Annotated in this window: 12 protein-coding genes; 9 read left to right on the top strand and 3 right to left on the bottom strand. The window is 61.3% G+C overall.

What is annotated here, in order from left to right; all coding sequences use genetic code 11:
• Positions 1–81: 81 nt before the first annotated feature.
• The gene (gene xylG / locus PFLQ2_RS15160) at positions 82–1,626 is read left to right on the top strand and encodes a D-xylose ABC transporter ATP-binding protein (RefSeq protein ID WP_003181347.1); all 1,545 of its coding nucleotides are present in this window, start codon (positions 82–84) and stop codon (positions 1,624–1,626) included.
• On the top strand, positions 1,627–2,763 hold the full coding sequence (locus tag PFLQ2_RS15165; protein WP_003181345.1) for a sugar ABC transporter permease: 1,137 nt from the start codon (positions 1,627–1,629) through the stop codon (positions 2,761–2,763).
• A 97-nt stretch (positions 2,764–2,860) separates the two neighbouring features.
• Here the strand turns inward: PFLQ2_RS15165 and PFLQ2_RS27745 are convergent, their stop codons facing one another.
• Positions 2,861–3,136 (bottom strand): helix-turn-helix domain-containing protein, encoded by a 276-nt coding sequence (locus PFLQ2_RS27745; protein WP_033045995.1) that lies wholly within the window; start codon positions 3,134–3,136, stop codon positions 2,861–2,863.
• Positions 3,137–3,556: 420 nt separating this feature from the next.
• On the opposite strand from PFLQ2_RS27745, the gene PFLQ2_RS15170 reads away from it, so the two are divergent.
• The 7 genes from PFLQ2_RS15170 to PFLQ2_RS15200 all read left to right on the top strand — a co-directional run bounded on the left by PFLQ2_RS15170 (position 3,557) and on the right by PFLQ2_RS15200 (position 15,080).
• Positions 3,557–4,321 (top strand): substrate-binding periplasmic protein, encoded by a 765-nt coding sequence (locus PFLQ2_RS15170; RefSeq protein ID WP_003181343.1) that lies wholly within the window; start codon positions 3,557–3,559, stop codon positions 4,319–4,321.
• Positions 4,322–4,528: 207 nt separating this feature from the next.
• On the top strand, positions 4,529–5,782 hold the full coding sequence (mexE, locus tag PFLQ2_RS15175) for a multidrug efflux RND transporter periplasmic adaptor subunit MexE (RefSeq protein ID WP_003181341.1): 1,254 nt from the start codon (positions 4,529–4,531) through the stop codon (positions 5,780–5,782).
• A 15-nt stretch (positions 5,783–5,797) separates the two neighbouring features.
• On the top strand, positions 5,798–8,977 hold the full coding sequence (locus PFLQ2_RS15180) for an efflux RND transporter permease subunit (RefSeq protein ID WP_003181339.1): 3,180 nt from the start codon (positions 5,798–5,800) through the stop codon (positions 8,975–8,977).
• Positions 8,974–10,395 carry an efflux transporter outer membrane subunit gene (locus PFLQ2_RS15185; RefSeq protein ID WP_003181337.1) on the top strand — a complete coding sequence of 474 codons (1,422 nt, stop codon included), beginning with the start codon at positions 8,974–8,976 and terminating at the stop codon, positions 10,393–10,395. Before PFLQ2_RS15180 ends, PFLQ2_RS15185 begins: the two co-directional genes overlap by 4 nt.
• A 317-nt stretch (positions 10,396–10,712) precedes the next feature.
• Complete coding sequence (locus PFLQ2_RS15190; protein WP_003181334.1) at positions 10,713–11,768, top strand: tetratricopeptide repeat protein; 1,056 nt, start codon at positions 10,713–10,715, stop codon at positions 11,766–11,768.
• Between the two features lie 142 nt (positions 11,769–11,910).
• Positions 11,911–13,413, top strand: a complete 1,503-nt coding sequence (locus PFLQ2_RS15195) for an ATPase domain-containing protein (RefSeq protein WP_003181332.1) — start codon at positions 11,911–11,913, stop codon at positions 13,411–13,413.
• Positions 13,410–15,080, top strand: a complete 1,671-nt coding sequence (locus PFLQ2_RS15200; protein WP_003181330.1) for a response regulator — start codon at positions 13,410–13,412, stop codon at positions 15,078–15,080. The genes PFLQ2_RS15195 and PFLQ2_RS15200 overlap by 4 nt, the downstream gene beginning before the upstream one ends.
• A gap of 30 nt (positions 15,081–15,110) precedes the next feature.
• On the opposite strand, the gene PFLQ2_RS15205 is transcribed toward PFLQ2_RS15200, so the two are convergent.
• Positions 15,111–15,488, bottom strand: coding sequence for a response regulator (locus PFLQ2_RS15205; RefSeq protein ID WP_003181326.1), 378 nt, complete (start codon positions 15,486–15,488; stop codon positions 15,111–15,113).
• Complete coding sequence (locus PFLQ2_RS15210; protein WP_033046479.1) at positions 15,481–16,746, bottom strand: hybrid sensor histidine kinase/response regulator; 1,266 nt, start codon at positions 16,744–16,746, stop codon at positions 15,481–15,483. The genes PFLQ2_RS15205 and PFLQ2_RS15210 overlap by 8 nt, the downstream gene beginning before the upstream one ends.
• Positions 16,747–16,749 lie beyond the last annotated feature (3 nt).

Here is a 16,749-nt window from a genome sequence, read left to right as displayed (position 1 = left end):
ACTCTGGCATTTAGGGTGAGCCTGCCCCCACGGCTGTTCCCACCTGCTTACGTTTGAGCCCCTTTTCACGAGCCCTTCGCCATGTCCGACTACCTGCTGCAAATGAACGGCATCGTCAAAACCTTTGGCGGTGTCAAAGCCCTGAACGGCATCGACATCAAGGTCAGGCCCGGGGAATGCGTCGGCCTTTGCGGCGAGAACGGCGCGGGCAAATCCACCCTGATGAAAGTCCTGTCGGCGGTCTATCCCTACGGCACCTGGGACGGTGAAATTCTCTGGGACGGCCAGCCGCTCAAGGCACAATCGATCAGTGAAACGGAAGCCGCCGGGATCGTCATCATCCATCAGGAACTCACCCTCGTCCCCGACCTGTCGGTGGCGGAAAACATTTTCATGGGCCACGAGCTGACACTGCCCGGCGGGCGCATGAACTACCCGGCCATGATCCACCGGGCCGAAGCGCTGATGCGCGAACTCAAGGTCCCCGACATGAACGTGTCGCTGCCGGTTTCGCAGTACGGCGGTGGCTACCAGCAACTGGTGGAAATCGCCAAGGCGCTGAACAAACAAGCGCGCCTGCTGATTCTCGATGAGCCGTCCTCGGCCCTGACCCGTTCGGAGATCGAGGTGCTGCTGGACATCATCCGCGACCTCAAGGCCAAGGGCGTCGCCTGCGTCTATATCTCCCACAAGCTCGATGAAGTGGCCGCCGTGTGCGACACCATTTCAGTGATCCGCGACGGCAAACACATCGCCACCACCGCCATGAGCGACATGGACATCCCGAAGATCATCACGCAGATGGTCGGACGGGAGATGAGCAACCTCTACCCCACCGAACCCCATGACGTCGGCGAGGTGATTTTCGAGGCCCGCCACTTCACCTGCTACGACGTTGACAACCCCAAGCGCAAACGGGTCGACGACATTTCCTTCGTCCTCAAGCGCGGGGAAATCCTCGGTATCGCCGGGCTGGTCGGCGCCGGTCGTACCGAACTGGTGTCGGCACTGTTCGGCGCCTATCCCGGCCGCTATGAAGGTGAAGTCTGGCTGGAAGATCAACAGGTCGACACGCGCACACCGCTCAAGTCCATCCGCGCCGGCCTGTGCATGGTCCCCGAGGACCGCAAGCGCCAGGGCATCATCCCGGACCTGGGAGTGGGCCAGAACATCACCCTGGCAGTGCTGGACAATTATTCGAAGATGACCCGCATCGATGCCGAAGCCGAGCTAGGCAGCATCGACCGGGAAATCTCGCGCATGCACCTCAAGACGGCGAGCCCGTTCCTGCCGATCACCAGCCTCTCGGGTGGCAACCAACAAAAAGCCGTGCTGGCGAAGATGCTATTGACCAAACCCCGCGTGTTGATCCTCGACGAGCCGACTCGCGGCGTGGACGTCGGCGCCAAATACGAGATCTACAAGCTGATGGGCGCGCTGGCGGTCGAAGGCGTGTCGATCATCATGGTGTCCTCGGAGCTGGCCGAAGTGCTGGGGGTTTCCGACCGGGTCCTGGTGATCGGCGAAGGTCAACTGCGCGGCGATTTCATCAACCAAGAACTCACCCAGGAACAGGTGCTCGCCGCCGCGCTCAGCCATAACAATAATGATCGGAAGTCCGCGTAGATGAATCAGGTCAAACAACTCTTTTCCCGCTACAAAATGCTCGCCCTGGTGATTGCCGTGGCGGTGATCTGGCTGTTCTTCAGTTGGCAGACCGACGGCGGATTCGTGACCCCGCGCAACCTCTCCAACCTGCTGCGGCAGATGTCCATCACCGGGATCCTTGCCTGCGGCATGGTGCTGGTGATCATCAGCGGCGAGATCGATTTATCCGTGGGTTCATTGCTCGGGCTGCTCGGCGGCCTGGCGGCAATCCTGGACGTGGTCTATCACATTCCCCTGCTGGCGAACCTGAGCCTGGTGGCCTTGTGCGGCTTGATGATTGGCCTGTGCAACGGCTACATGACCGCCTACTTGCGCATCCCCTCGTTCATTGTCGGCCTGGGCGGCATGCTCGCCTTTCGCGGCATCCTGCTGGGCGTGACCGGCGGCACCACCATTGCTCCGGTATCACCGGAACTGGTCTATGTCGGCCAAGGTTACTTGCCACATACTGTGGGCACCGGGCTCGGCATCCTGCTGTTCGCCCTGACCCTTTTCCTGACCTGGAAGCAACGACGCAATCGTGCCCTGCATGGCCTCGCGGCCCACTCACTGGTGCGCGACGTATTGCGCGTGGTGTTGATCGGCGCGGTGTTGGCCGGGTTCGTCTATACCCTCAACAGCTACGACGGCATTCCAGTGCCGGTGCTGCTCCTGCTGATCCTGCTGGGCGTGTTCAGCTACGTCACCAGCCAGACCGTGTTCGGCCGCCGGGTCTATTCGGTGGGCAGCAACATGGAAGCCACGCGCCTGTCCGGCATCAACGTGCAGGCGGTGAAGCTGTGGATCTTCGGCATCATGGGCGTGATGTGCGCCCTCGCCGGCATGGTCAATACCGCGCGCCTGGCCGCCGGCTCACCCTCGGCCGGCAACATGGGCGAACTCGACGCCATCGCCGCCTGCTTCATCGGCGGCACTTCCATGCGCGGCGGCTCCGGCACCGTCTACGGCGCGCTCCTCGGCGCGCTGGTCATCACCAGCCTGGACAACGGCATGTCCATGCTCGACGTGGATAGCTACTGGCAGATGATCGTCAAGGGCAGCATCCTGGTGTTGGCGGTGTGGGTGGATGTGAGTACGCGCACGGGGCGACGTTGAATGGCATACCCCATCAGCCTCCAAAGGATGGCCTGTCCAGGCCGGTCCAGGTCAGGCGCGCGCCCATATTTCCCTTCTCCCTATGTTGTTAAGGCAATCACTTCCGATGCCCCATATCGCCCGCCCGCTCCCCTTCCCCGGTCGCCAGCCACACCTCACTGACACTCAGCAAGCGCGCCAGCTGTGCTATCCGCAACCGGGGTATGCCTCGCGCACTCCAGTTCGTCAGGCACTGCGGGCTGATACCGAGCAACTCGGCAAAAGCCACAGGGGCAATGCCATATTCTTCCAGGGTCGCCTTCAAGCGTTGTCCGCAATCCCGACGCGCGCTTGAATGCGGGTGACCTTGATGTTCGCCCCAAGCGTTGTTCATCGTTGCTGTCCTGCATCCTGCTTTTACGCTTCGCAGGACCAAGGTAAGCAATGTCGCGGGACGCTGGCTAGGTTTAGATAGAGGGCCAGACGCATAAAAAGAGCGGACTGACAGATAACAGGCTGGGCGCTGACAGACGGTGCCTACAATGGGGATCGGCGACCGTTGCACGCCCTCGGTTCAGTAACCTGGAAACCGTTGTCGAAATGCAAAATTCAAGGTTTATGTCGACCGGATGATCTATCGTCAGGTAAACGTGACCGGCCCAAGACAGTCGCTTGGCGTGTCTCGATAAAAATGATCGTGGCGAACCGGTATCGGTTCTGCGCATCACATGAGAAGCCGGCCTTCAGATGCGGCTTCCAGCGCCAAGCACACGTGCCGAGGCGCATCACCTTTCAATGCCTGAAGTCATCGTTCATGAGCTCGACCGCACGCGTTTCGAATCGTCCCGGCTCTGCGCTTTGCAGGCTTTGTCTATTGCTGCCACTGCTGGTAGTGCAGTGCGCGTGGAGCGAACCCACGGTAGTTGAACTGCACATTCTGGACGCGCCTCCGCTGACATTCGTCAACGATCCAAGGGGTTACGGCATCGTTGGCGACGTCGCCGTGGCGGCTATCACCCAGGCTGGGTATGCCGTGAAGATCCATGTGCTTCCCTGGGCCAGGGCTCAAAAACATGTCAGTGAAGAGCATGACTTCTTGATCGCGCCCTTGTCGCGCCTACCTGGCCGCGAAAGCCACTTCACCTGGATCGCGTCGATCATGCCCATGGAGCGAGCGTTCTTCAGCCTGGAGCGGCAGGTGGACAGCTTTGCCCAAGCCAGGGAAACCTACCGCAAGATTGGCGTCGGCCTGGGCAGCGCCCAGGAGGAAATCCTGCGCACCGAAGGGTTCAGCAACGAGCAGATCTATCCCCTGGCCATCGGCGACAACCCCGCGCAATTGCTGCTGATGGGTCGCATCGATGCTTGGTTCAACGGCGTTCCGGAGAGCCGCTACATCTGGCCGAAGGTGTCCAAGCGCAAGCTGCTCATGAGCCCGGTGGGCAGCAGTGCCGATCTCTACTTGGCGTGCTCGAGGCAATGCTCGCCCACATTGGTCAAGGATTTGCGTGAAGCTATTGACGCCCTACGCGCGAGCGGCGAACTTAAGCGCATCCGCACCGTCTACCTGCCGGAATAGATTTTTCACCGATAAAGGCTTGGCCGATTTGACACCTGTGGTTTATCGACCAGAATGATAGCCACCTAACGAAAAGCCCCGTACTAGGGGGCTCGTCTATGGCTTATATCATTCCGAATGATAGTTACCTTTACTTCATTCGATTCGTTCCTCTGCGTTGCGCCACGCATCATCCGCCCATTCTCAATACATTGGCGGATGCTATCCATGGAACATTCACTTTCAAAATTGCGTTTTCCCCTCGCGCTGCTGGCGGTGCTGGTGATGAGCGCTTGCGGCAAGACTCCCGACACGGCAGCGTCCATGCCGCCTGCCAAAGTCAGTGTCGCCAAGGTGCTGGAGCAGCCGGTTAACGAATGGGATGAATTCACCGGGCGCCTCGAAGCGCCGGAAACCGTCGAGATTCGCCCGAGGGTTTCCGGGCAGATCGACGAAGTGGCCTTCACCGAGGGTGCGCTGGTCAAGAAAGGCGACCTGCTGTTCCAGATCGACCCACGCCCGTTCCAGGCTGAAGTGCGTCGTCTCGAAGCCCAACTGGCCCAGGCCCGCGCCACCGCCACCCGCAGCGAAAACGAAGCCCAGCGTGGTGAACGCCTGCGTCAGAGCAATGCCATTTCCGCCGAGCTGGCGGATTCGCGCACCAGCGCCGCCCAGGAAGCCCGCGCCGCCGCTGCCGCCATCCAGGCACAGCTGGACCTGGCGAAACTGAACCTGAGCTTCACCCGCGTCACCTCGCCCATCAATGGTCGCGTCAGCCGGGCGGAAATCACCGCCGGCAACCTGGTGACCGCCGACGTCACGCCCCTGACCAGCGTCGTCTCGACCGACAAGGTCTACGCCTACTTCGATGCCGATGAGCGCGTCTTCCTCAAATACACCCAACTCGCCCGCCAGGGCCAGCGCGGCCAGGCCACGCCGGTCTATATGGGCCTGTCCAACGAAGACGGCAATCCTCACCAGGGCCAGATGAACTTCATCGACAACCAGGTCAACCCGCAAACCGGCACCATCCGTGGCCGCGCGGTATTCGACAACAAGGACGGCGCCTACACCCCAGGCTTGTATGCCCGCTTGAAGCTGGTCGGCAGCGGCACTTATTCCGCCGTGTTGATCAACGACGAAGCCGTGGGCACCGACCTGGGCAAGAAATTCGTGCTGGTGATGGACGCCGAGAACAAACCGGCCTACCGCGCCGTCGAGCTGGGGCCGAAGATCGAAGGCCTGCGCATCGTGCGCAGCGGTTTGAGCAAGGACGACACCATCATCGTCAAGGGGCTGCAACGGGCTCGTCCGGGTTCACCGGTCACGCCTGAAACCATTCCGATGGCCAGCGACGAAACCATTGCCGCCCTGGCTCAACAACGTAAAGCGCTCGAAGCCAGCAACCTGTCCCAAGGCGCGCCTTCCAAGGCAGCGTCCGGATCGGCAGGCAAGCTGGCCGCTGCGACCCCACGCGGTTAAGGGACTGAATCCAAGATGAAATTTTCCCAGTTCTTCATTTCGCGGCCGATCTTCGCAGCGGTGCTTTCGCTGCTGATCCTGATCGCCGGCGCCATCTCGCTGTTCCAGTTGCCGATCAGCGAATACCCGGAAGTCGTGCCGCCCACCGTGGTGGTACGCGCCAACTTCCCGGGTGCCAACCCCAAGGTGATCGGTGAAACCGTGGCCGCGCCCCTGGAGCAAGCCATCACCGGTGTCGAGAACATGCTGTACATGTCCTCGCAGTCCACCGCTGACGGCAAGATCACCCTGACCATCACCTTTGCCCTGGGCACCGACCTGGACAACGCCCAGGTGCAGGTGCAGAACCGCGTCACCCGCACCGAGCCCAAGCTGCCGGAAGAAGTGACCCGGATCGGCATCACGGTGGACAAGGCCTCGCCCGACCTGACCATGGTCGTGCACTTGACCTCGCCGGACCAGCGCTACGACATGCTCTACCTGTCCAACTACGCCCTGCTCAACATCAAGGATGAGCTGGCGCGCCTGGGTGGCGTGGGTGACGTGCAACTGTTCGGCATGGGTGATTATTCGCTGCGGGTCTGGCTGGACCCGAACAAGACCGCTTCGCGCAACCTGACCGCCACCGACGTGGTCACCGCGATCCGTGAGCAGAACCGCCAGGTGGCTGCCGGTGCACTGGGTGCGCCGCCGGCCCCGAATGCCCAGGCCTTCCAGCTCTCGATCAATACCCAAGGTCGCCTGGTCAATGAGGAAGAGTTCGAGAACATCATCATTCGTTCCGGCGCCAACGGTGAAATCACTCGCCTGAAGGACATCGCCCGGGTGGAGTTGGGTTCGAGCCAATACGCCCTGCGCTCGCTGCTGGACAACCAGCCGGCGGTCGCGATCCCGATCTTCCAGCGCCCAGGCTCCAACGCCATCCAGATCTCCAACGACGTGCGCGCCAAGATGGAGGAGCTGAAGAAAGGCTTCCCGGCCGGCATGGACTACAGCATCGTCTACGACCCGACGATCTTCGTGCGCGGCTCCATCGAAGCGGTGGTCCACACCCTGTTCGAAGCACTGATTCTCGTGGTGCTGGTGGTGATCCTGTTCCTGCAGACCTGGCGCGCCTCGATCATTCCGTTGGTGGCGGTTCCTGTGTCGCTGATCGGTACCTTCGCCGTGATGCACCTGTTCGGCTTCTCGTTGAACGCCCTGTCACTGTTCGGCCTGGTACTGGCGATCGGTATCGTGGTGGACGACGCCATCGTGGTGGTGGAGAACGTCGAACGTAACATCGAGCTAGGGCTCACCCCGGTGGAGGCCACCAAGCGCGCCATGAGCGAAGTGACCGGTCCGATCATCGCCACCGCCCTGGTGCTGTGCGCGGTGTTCATTCCGGCGGCATTCATCAGTGGCTTGACCGGGCAGTTCTATAAACAGTTCGCCCTGACCATTGCCATCTCGACGGTGATCTCGGCGGTCAACTCCCTGACGCTGTCGCCGGCCCTGGCCGCCGTATTGCTCAAGAGCCACGACGCACCCAAGGACCGTTTCTCGAAGTTCCTCGACAAGATCTTCGGTGGCTGGCTGTTCCGGCCGTTCAACCGGTTCTTCGAACGTGCCAGCCACGGCTATGTGGGCACCGTTGGCCGCGTGATCCGTAGCAGCGGCATCGCCCTGTTGCTCTACGCAGGCCTGATGGTGCTGACGTTCTTCGGCTTCTCCACCACGCCGACCGGCTTCGTGCCTGGCCAGGACAAGCAATACCTGGTGGCTTTCGCCCAACTGCCGGACGCCGCGAGCCTGGACCGTACCGAAGACGTGATCAAGCGCATGTCCGAGCTGGCCCTCAAACAACCGGGCGTACAAAGCGCGGTGGCCTTCCCTGGCCTGTCGATCAACGGTTTCACCAACAGCCCGAACGCCGGCATCGTGTTTGTGACCCTCAAGCCGTTTGAGGAGCGCAAGGACCCGAGCATGTCGGCCGGCGCCATTGCCGGTGCCTTGAACGGCCAGTACTCGCAGATCCAGGAAGCCTACATGGCGATCTTCCCGCCGCCGCCGGTACAGGGCCTGGGCACGATCGGTGGTTTCCGCCTGCAAATCGAAGACCGGGGCAACCTGGGCTACGACGAGCTGTACAAAGAAACCATGAACATCATCACCAAGAGCCGCAGCGTGCCGGAACTGGCCGGCCTGTTCACCAGCTACACGGTGAACGTGCCCCAGGTCGATGCCGCCATCGACCGTGAAAAAGCCAAGACCCACGGCGTGGCCGTCAGCGACATCTTCGACACCCTGCAGATCTACCTGGGTTCGCTGTATGCCAACGACTTCAACCGCTTCGGCCGTACCTACCAGGTCAACGTCCAGGCCGAGCAGCAGTTCCGTCTCGAGTCGGACCAGATCGGCCAGCTCAAGGTGCGTAACAACCGTGGCGAGATGATCCCGCTGGCGACCTTCATCAAGGTCAGCGACACCTCCGGGCCGGACCGTGTGATGCACTACAACGGCTTCATCACCGCTGAAATCAACGGTGCCGCTGCCCCGGGCTACAGCTCCGGCCAGGCAGAGAAAGCCATCGAGAAACTGCTCAAGGATGAACTGCCCAACGGCATGACCTACGAGTGGACCGACCTGACCTACCAGCAGATCCTCTCGGGCAACACTGCGCTGTTCGTGTTCCCGCTCTGCGTACTGCTGGCATTCCTGGTACTCGCGGCGCAATACGAAAGCTGGAGCCTGCCATTGGCGGTGATCCTGATCGTACCGATGACCCTGCTGTCGGCGATTACCGGGGTGATCCTGTCCGGTGGCGACAACAACATCTTTACCCAGATCGGCTTGATCGTGCTCGTGGGGCTTGCCTGCAAGAACGCCATTCTGATCGTCGAGTTCGCCAAGGATAAGCAGCTCGAGGGCATGAACCCACTGGCTGCCGTGCTGGAGGCTTGCCGCCTGCGTCTGCGGCCGATCCTGATGACCTCCTTCGCCTTCATCATGGGCGTGGTGCCCCTGGTGTTCTCCAGTGGTGCCGGTGCTGAAATGCGTCACGCCATGGGTGTGGCGGTGTTCTCCGGGATGCTTGGCGTGACGTTCTTCGGCCTGCTGCTGACCCCCGTGTTCTATGTACTGATCCGCAACTTCGTCGAGCGCAGTGAGGCCCGTAAAGCGGCCCGGGCTTTGAAACTGGAGGCGCAACAATGAGTTTGAAAGCGTTCGTGCCGAGCTTGCTGGTCCTGGCGTTGAGCGCCTGCGCCGTGGGCCCGGACTACAAGGCACCGCAAACGGAGGCGGCGAACATCACCACCGCCACCGACGGCACCGCCGGCCAGAAGAATTTCGACCGAGCCCGTTTCGAAGGCATCTGGTGGCAGCAATTCGACGACCCGACCCTCAACGCGTTGGTAACCCGATCCCTGGAAGGCAACCGTGAGTTGCGCGTGGCCTTCGCTCGCTTGCGGGCCGCACGGGCGATTCGCGATGACGCCAGCAATGACGCCATGCCGACCATCACCAGCCGCGCCAGCAGCAACCTGGGCAAAGGCCAGATTCCAGGGCAAACCACCGACCGGGTCAACACCGAGCGCTACGATCTGGGCCTGGACATGGCCTGGGAGCTGGACCTGTTCGGGCGCATCCAGCGCAACCTGGAAGCCACCGACGCCGACCAGCAGGCTGCTGAAGCCGACCTCTATCAGTTGCAGGTGACGATGATCGCCGAACTGGTGGATGCCTACGGCCAACTGCGCGGCGCCCAGCTGCGGGAAAAAATTGCCCTGGCCAACCTGAAGAACCAGCAGGACTCGCGCAAGATCACCGAAAGCCTGCGTGATGCCGGCGTCGGCGACCAGCTCGACGTGGTGCGCGCCGATGCCCGCCTGGCCTCGGTGGAAGCCAGCGTGCCGCAACTGCAGGCCGAACAGGTGCGTCAGCGCAATCGTATCGCCACGCTGCTGGGTGAGCGTCCCGACAAGCTGAGCGTGGACCTGAGCCCCAAACAACTGCCAGCCATCGCCAAGGCCCTGCCTATCGGCGACCCGGGTGAGCTGCTGCAACGTCGTCCGGACATTCTCAGCGCCGAACGCCAACTGGCCGCTGCCACGGCGCGTATCGGCGTAGCCAAGGCCGACCTGTTTCCCCGGGTCAGCCTGAGCGGTTTCCTGGGCTTCACCGCCGGACGTGGTTCACAGATCGGTTCCTCGGCCGCCAACGCCTGGGCGCTGGGCCCGAGCATTACCTGGGCGGCTTTCGACCTGGGCAGCGTGCGGGCTCGCTTGCGCGGTGCCAGTGCCGAGGCCGACGGCGCCCTGGCGACCTACGAACAGCAAGTGTTGCTGGCCCTGGAAGAGTCGGAAAATGCTTTCAGCGACTACGGCAAGCGCCAACAACGCCTGATTTCGTTGATCCGCCAGAGCGAATCGAGCCGTGCCGCCGCCGACCTGGCCGAGATTCGCTACCGCGAAGGCACCGTGGACTTCCTCGTGCTGCTCGACGCCCAGCGTGAACGCCTGGCCGCCGAAGACACCCAGGCCCAGGCCGAAGTCGACCTGTACCGCGGCATTGTCGCGATCTACAAGGCCCTGGGCGGTGGCTGGAAACCGGAAACCGTCGCCAGCAACTGACCTTCGCAGCTCAACCGAGCTCCTTTGGTTGGCCGCAACCAGCCAAATTTTTTGCCCCGCGCCCGTATTCGGACGCGGGGCTTTTTTTGTCCGGCTGTGGTCCATGACGGCTACCTTGGGATATTGAGTTGCTCTATTGTGGGAGCGGGCTTGCTCGCGAAGGCGTCCGGTCATCTTCATAAGATGTCGAAGCTACAGACGTCTTCGCGAGCAAGCCCGCTCCCACAGGGCAAATGAACACCCCTAGAAGGTTTGACTCAAGCTTCCACCTGACCGAAGCTTGCGACACTTCACGCTTCTGGTTATGGATTGCCTGCATGCCCTCGCCTCGCCGCTATCTGCTTCTCAGCCTGTCCGTCCTGTTGATGATTGGTCTTGTCGCGGTATGGCTACGCAGTACCACTCCACAAATCCCGGAGGCCATCAAGCGTGGCTACAGTGAAGCCCTGGAAAAGGCCCGCAATGGACAACCTGGGGCCGCGCGGGTGCTTTATCAGCAACTGGGTAGGCCGGACCTGTCGCCCAAGCGCCGCGTCTGGCTGCACGCCGAACTGCCCAACTACCCGAGCCCGCTAGCCTTGAAACTGGCGGAGGCCGATCTGCACAGTGAATCGCCCGATGTGCGCCGTGCCGCCATCGGCAGCATTGGCGGGCTGGTGCCAACCGGCCAGCGCGCCCTGTTGCTCGGACCGCTGCTGGACGACAATGACCAGGCCGTCCGGTTCGCCACCGTAAACGCGTTGCTGGGCTTGTCTCCCGATGACCTTGGCTTGTATTTCGGGCCGATGCAGATTGCCATCGACGCGTGGGAACAGGTGCTCGGGGACGGTCCGCCAAGCGCCGAGTCGCATTACCAGCTCGCCCGCCTGCACCTGCACAACGCCGAATTGAAAAAAGCCCAACTGGCACTCGAACAGGCTTTGCACCTGCAACCGGACAACCTGCCGGCGCTGGTCATGCAGATCGAAGTGCTGGACAAACAGGGCCAAGGCGAAGCCGCGCGGCAATTGCTCGCCCGGCAATTGCAGGCCCAGCCCGCATCGGCTTATCTGCAACATGCGTTGGGCATGTGGCTGCTGCAGCATGGCCAGAGCGAGTACGCGGTGCTCGGCCTGGCAAAAGCCGTGGAACTTGAGCCAGATAATCGACACTACCGTTATGACCTGGCAACCACGCTGCATGCCGAGCAGGAAGTGGAAGCCGCGCAGAAACAGCTCCAGGAAATCGTCCAGCGCTACCCCGCCGACCGCAAGGCGCGGGTGCTGTTGATCAGCTACTGGAAGGAGACTGGGCAGTTGCAGAATGTGCAGATCCTGTTGGCGCAACTTGAGCAGCTCAACCCCGACGATCCGGCCTTGCAACAGGGTTTATAGACCTTCTCGAAGTTGTGCGGCACTGCGCGTTTTGTAAAAGGAAGCGGAACCGCCACCACCGCCGAAGGTCAAGTGATCAGGCAGTTCATTTCAGGCGTTACCCCGCCTGCTGCCCACTTCCCTAGTCATGAGAGGGCTATTTTTGTCTACATCAAACGAGTTGATCAGTGCAAAAGCCGCCATCGGTATCGAAGGATTGGATGACATCCTTTCCGGTGGTCTGTCCCGCGGCCACGTGTTCCTGCTGGAAGGGGAACCGGGCACCGGTAAAACCACGGTCGCGCTGCATTTTCTACTGGCCGGTTCCCAGGCTGGCGAGCGCTCGTTGTACATCACGCTATCGGAAACCGAGCGTGAGCTGCGCCAAGGCGCTGCCTCCCACGGGTGGACGCTGGACGATAACATCCATATTTTCGAGCTGACCCCGCCCGAGAGCCTGCTCAATGCCGAGCATCAGCAAAGCTTGCTGTATTCCTCGGACCTGGAGCTGGGCGAAGCGACCCGGCAGATTTTTGAAGTGGTCGAGCGGTTCAAGCCGACCCGGGTGGTGCTCGACAGCCTGTCGGAGATCCGCCTCCTGGCGCAAAGCTCCCTGCGCTACCGCCGCCAGATCCTGGCGATCAAGCATTACTTCGTGCGCTACGACGCCACCGTCCTGCTGCTTGACGACCTGACCACCGAATCCCTCGACAAGACCGTGCACAGCGTGGCCCACGGGGTGATCCGCCTGGAAGAGCTGACCCCCAACTACGGCGCCGAGCGGCGACGGATCCGGGTGGTCAAGTATCGCGGGCAGAAATACCGCGGTGGCTACCATGACTTCACCATCATGGGCGACGGGGTTCATGTCTTTCCGCGCCTGGTGGCCGCCGAACACCGCGGTCAATATTTGCGCCAGCAACTGTCCAGTGGCATCGGGGAAATGGACGCCCTGCTGGGTGGCGGTATCGAGACCGGTTCCAGCACCTTGATCCTGGGCCCTGCCGGTACCGGCAAATCGTTGATCTCGATGATCTTCGCGGCCGCCGCGGTGCATCGCGGTGAAAAGGCCGCGCTGTTCATCTTCGATGAAGAGTTGGGCTTGTTGTTCGAGCGCATGAAAAACATCGGTATTGACCTGCCGGCACTGCAGCGAACCGGCAACCTGCTGATTGAACAGGTGGATGCCGCCGAACTGTCCCCCGGCGAGTTTTCCCACCGGGTGCGCCGTTGTGTCGATGAAGGCGATATCAAGACAGTGGTTATCGACAGCATCAACGGCTACCAGGCGGCCATGCCAGAGGAAAACGCCTTGGTTCTGCATATGCACGAGCTGTTGCTCTACCTCAACCGCAAGGGCGCGGCGACTTTCATGACCGTTGCCCAGCATGGCCTGGTCGGCGACATGCAAGCGCCCGTGGACATTACTTACCTGGCCGACACGGTGATTCTGTTGCGTTATTTCGAGGCATTGGGCAAGGTTCGCCGGGCGATATCAATCATCAAGAAACGCACCGGCAGCCACGAATCCACCATTCGCGAATACCGCATCAGCAGCCAGGGCATGACCATAGGCGAACCGCTTGAGGCATTCCAAGGCGTGTTGCGGGGAGTGCCCAACTACATGGGAGCGGACAATCCGTTGCTCAAGGATGATCTACAGTGACGCTGGCCCAGCCACTGTCCGAGCGAGCGCTGATCCTTGCGCCGCTGGGACGGGACAGCCAGATTGCCCTCCAGATACTCAACGAGGCCGGTTTTGCCGGCCTCGTCTGCCGCCACTTGGGTCATTTGTGCGAAGAACTGGAGCAAGGCGCCGGGCTGCTGGTAGTCGCCTCCGAAGCGTTGTCGGGGCCTGACATGGAAACGCTGTTCAACCAGATTGAACAGCAACCGGCCTGGTCCGACCTGCCTATCGTCCTGCTGACACACCATGGCGGGCCGGAACAGAACCCGGCGGCGCGCATCGGCTCGCAGTTGGGCAACGTGACCTTCCTGGAGCGACCGTTCCATCCGGTGACCCTGGTCAGCCTGGTGACCACCGCCTTGCGCGGCCGTCGAAGGCAGTACGAAGCCCGGGATCGCCTGATCGACCTCAGCAACAGTGAGCTGCGCCTGCAAAACACCCTAGAGACCCTCGAACAGCAAGTGGAAGAGCGTACCGCTCAATTGCGTCACAACGAGGAAGCCTTGCGCCAGTCGCAGAAAATGGAAGCGGTCGGCCAGCTCACTGGCGGCATCGCCCATGACTTCAACAACATGCTCACCGGTATCATCGGCAGCCTGGAACTGCTGCGCCGGCGTCTGGCACGTGGTCGCATCGAGGATCTCGACAGCCTGATCGACCTGGGCGTGACCTCAGCCAACCGCGCCGCCGGGCTGACCCATCGCCTGCTGGCGTTCTCCAGGCGCCAATCGCTCGACTCCAAGGCCGTGCAAATGAACACCCTGGTGCTGTCCATGGGCGAACTGTTGCAACGCAGCCTGAACGAAAGCATCCGCCTGGACATGCAGCTGGACGAGCAGCTCTGGATTGCCGAAGCCGATCCCAACCAACTGGAAAGCGCCCTGCTCAACCTGGTGCTCAATGCCCGGGACGCAATGCCCAACGGCGGCAAGCTGGTGGTCCAGACGTTCAACCGGTACCTGGACTCGCACGTCACCGACGCCTACACCAACCTGGAGCCCGGCGACTATGTGGTCTTGAGTGTGCAAGACACCGGCTGCGGCATGCCCGAAGCGGTCATCAATCGCGCGTTCGATCCGTTCTTCACCACCAAACCCATCGGCCAGGGCACTGGGCTGGGGCTGTCGATGATCTACGGGTTCAGCAAGCAGTCGCGTGGTCACGTCACCATCGAGAGCGAGGTCGACAAAGGCACCACGGTCAATCTCTACCTGCCACGCTTCGTCGGCGAGGAAATACACGAACCCCAAGTCGACTCCCACCATGCGCCTTATGCCCAGGACGGCGAGACAGTGCTGATCGTCGAAGACGATCCAGCGGTGCGGGTATTGGTCAGCGCGGTGCTCAGCGAGCTTGGCTATGCCTTTGTCGAGGCTGCCGATGCCGATGGCGCGGTGCCCATCCTGCAATCGGGGCAACGCATCGACTTGTTGATCAGTGACGTCGGCCTGCCAGGCATGAATGGGCGGCAACTGGCGGAAATCGGTCGGCAGATCCGTCCGGACCTGCGGGTGTTGTTCATCACCGGCTATGCCGAACATGCCGCAGTCCGCGGCGGCTTCCTCGACCCGGGCATGCAGATGATCACCAAGCCGTTTACCTTCGACCTGCTGACCGCCAAGGTGCGGGAAATGATCGGGGCATGAAGTAGAAGCGCCTCGCGGTGTGCGAGGCCTTCAGGACAGCATGGTGCGCATGATCTCTTGCAGCACGTCCAGGTCGAAAGGCTTGGCCAGGATTGGCGCCTTTCGGGTAATAGGGCTGTCGGTGTCGCGCACTTCCTGGGCGTAGCCACTGATGAAGATGACTTTCAAGTCGGGGCGCAACCTGACAGCCGGCTCAGCGATCTGCACCCCGGAGATGCCACCAGGCAGGCGGAAGTCGGTGATCATCATGTCCAGGTGGGGTTTGCTTGCCAGGATCTCGAATGCCTGTTCGCCGTTTTCGGCTTGCAGCACGCGATAACCTTCCCCCGACAGGTAAGCTGCCAACACCATCAGGATCGACGGGTCATCCTCGACAATCAGTACAACATCTTGCGCATCTTCACTCATGAGAAGCCTTTGTTCGATCAATAGCTGCTGATACGACCTTAGGGTCTCTCAGAGGTTGCGTCTGTTCGCCGGTTTTGTGAAAAGGCAGACAAACGCGAAACAACGCCCCTTCGTTGAGGCGGCTATTGACCGTGATTGTACCGCCATGTGCGCTCACAATCTGCTCGGAGATGAACAGCCCCAGCCCAAGCCCAGCCGAGGCCGCCTTGGAGGACACGCGCTCGAACTGCTGGAAAATGCGCTTCTGATTCTCTTCGCTGATACCGATGCCGCGATCCTGGACTTCGATGCAGGCATGCTCGGACGTGCTGTAGACGCGTACATCGATCGGGCTTTTGCCGCCATAGCGCAGGGCATTGGTCAGCAGGTTGGACACCACCTGTTCGATACGAAACTCATCCCACTGCCCTTCGACCACCGGCTCGGCGTTGCAATTGAGCGTGCATTCGGCCGCTGCGATCTGCGGCTGGAAGTTGCGCAACAAATTCTGCACCAACGCGGTCAGGTTGAAACGAGTCGGGCGGATAGACAGCTTGCCGGTGCGGATGCGCGATACATCGAGCATGTCTTCGATCAACCGGATCAGGCTTTTGATCTGGCGTTCGTCGCGCTCGACCATCGCCCGTACCTTGTCCAGGGAAAACGCCTCGGCGTTGTTCCGGGCCAGGTGCATCTTGCGCAGCTGGGTCTCGAGGATCAGGCCATTGAGGGGCGTGCGCACCTCGTGGGCAACGATGGACATGAAATCGTCACGCATGCGCACCGCCTGCTCCAGTTCGCCGCGAGCCACCTGCAACTGCTGCAGCAACGTTTCCTGTTCTCGTCGACTTTGCTCCAGGGCGATGACCTGCTCCTTCATCGCCTCTTTCTGGCGATACAGCTCGACGAATACGTTGACCTTGCTTTTGACGGCGTGGGTGTCCAACGGCTTGTGCAAGAAGTCCACCGCGCCGCTTTCATAGCCGGTAAAGGCATAGTTGCGCTCACGGCCGGCGGCGCTGACGAAGATGATCGGGATGCTGCGGGTCCGCTCCGTGCCACGCATCAATTCAGCCAGCTCGAAACCGTTCATCTCCGGCATCTGCACGTCAATGATCGCCAGGGCAAACTCATGTTGCAGCAACAGCGACAGCGCTTCGTCAGCCGACAAGGCCTTGAAGACTGCGCGATCTTCGCGCTTGATCAGCGCTTCCAGGGCCAACAGATTCTCCGGCAGATCGTCGACGATCAGCAGTTTGGCTTGAATATCTCTTGGCATGTC

Origin of the sequence: Pseudomonas fluorescens Q2-87, from assembly GCF_000281895.1 — a bacterium.
GTDB classification, from domain to species: Bacteria; Pseudomonadota; Gammaproteobacteria; order Pseudomonadales; family Pseudomonadaceae; genus Aquipseudomonas; species Aquipseudomonas fluorescens_S.
This window is presented reverse-complemented; position numbering and strand designations above follow the sequence as displayed.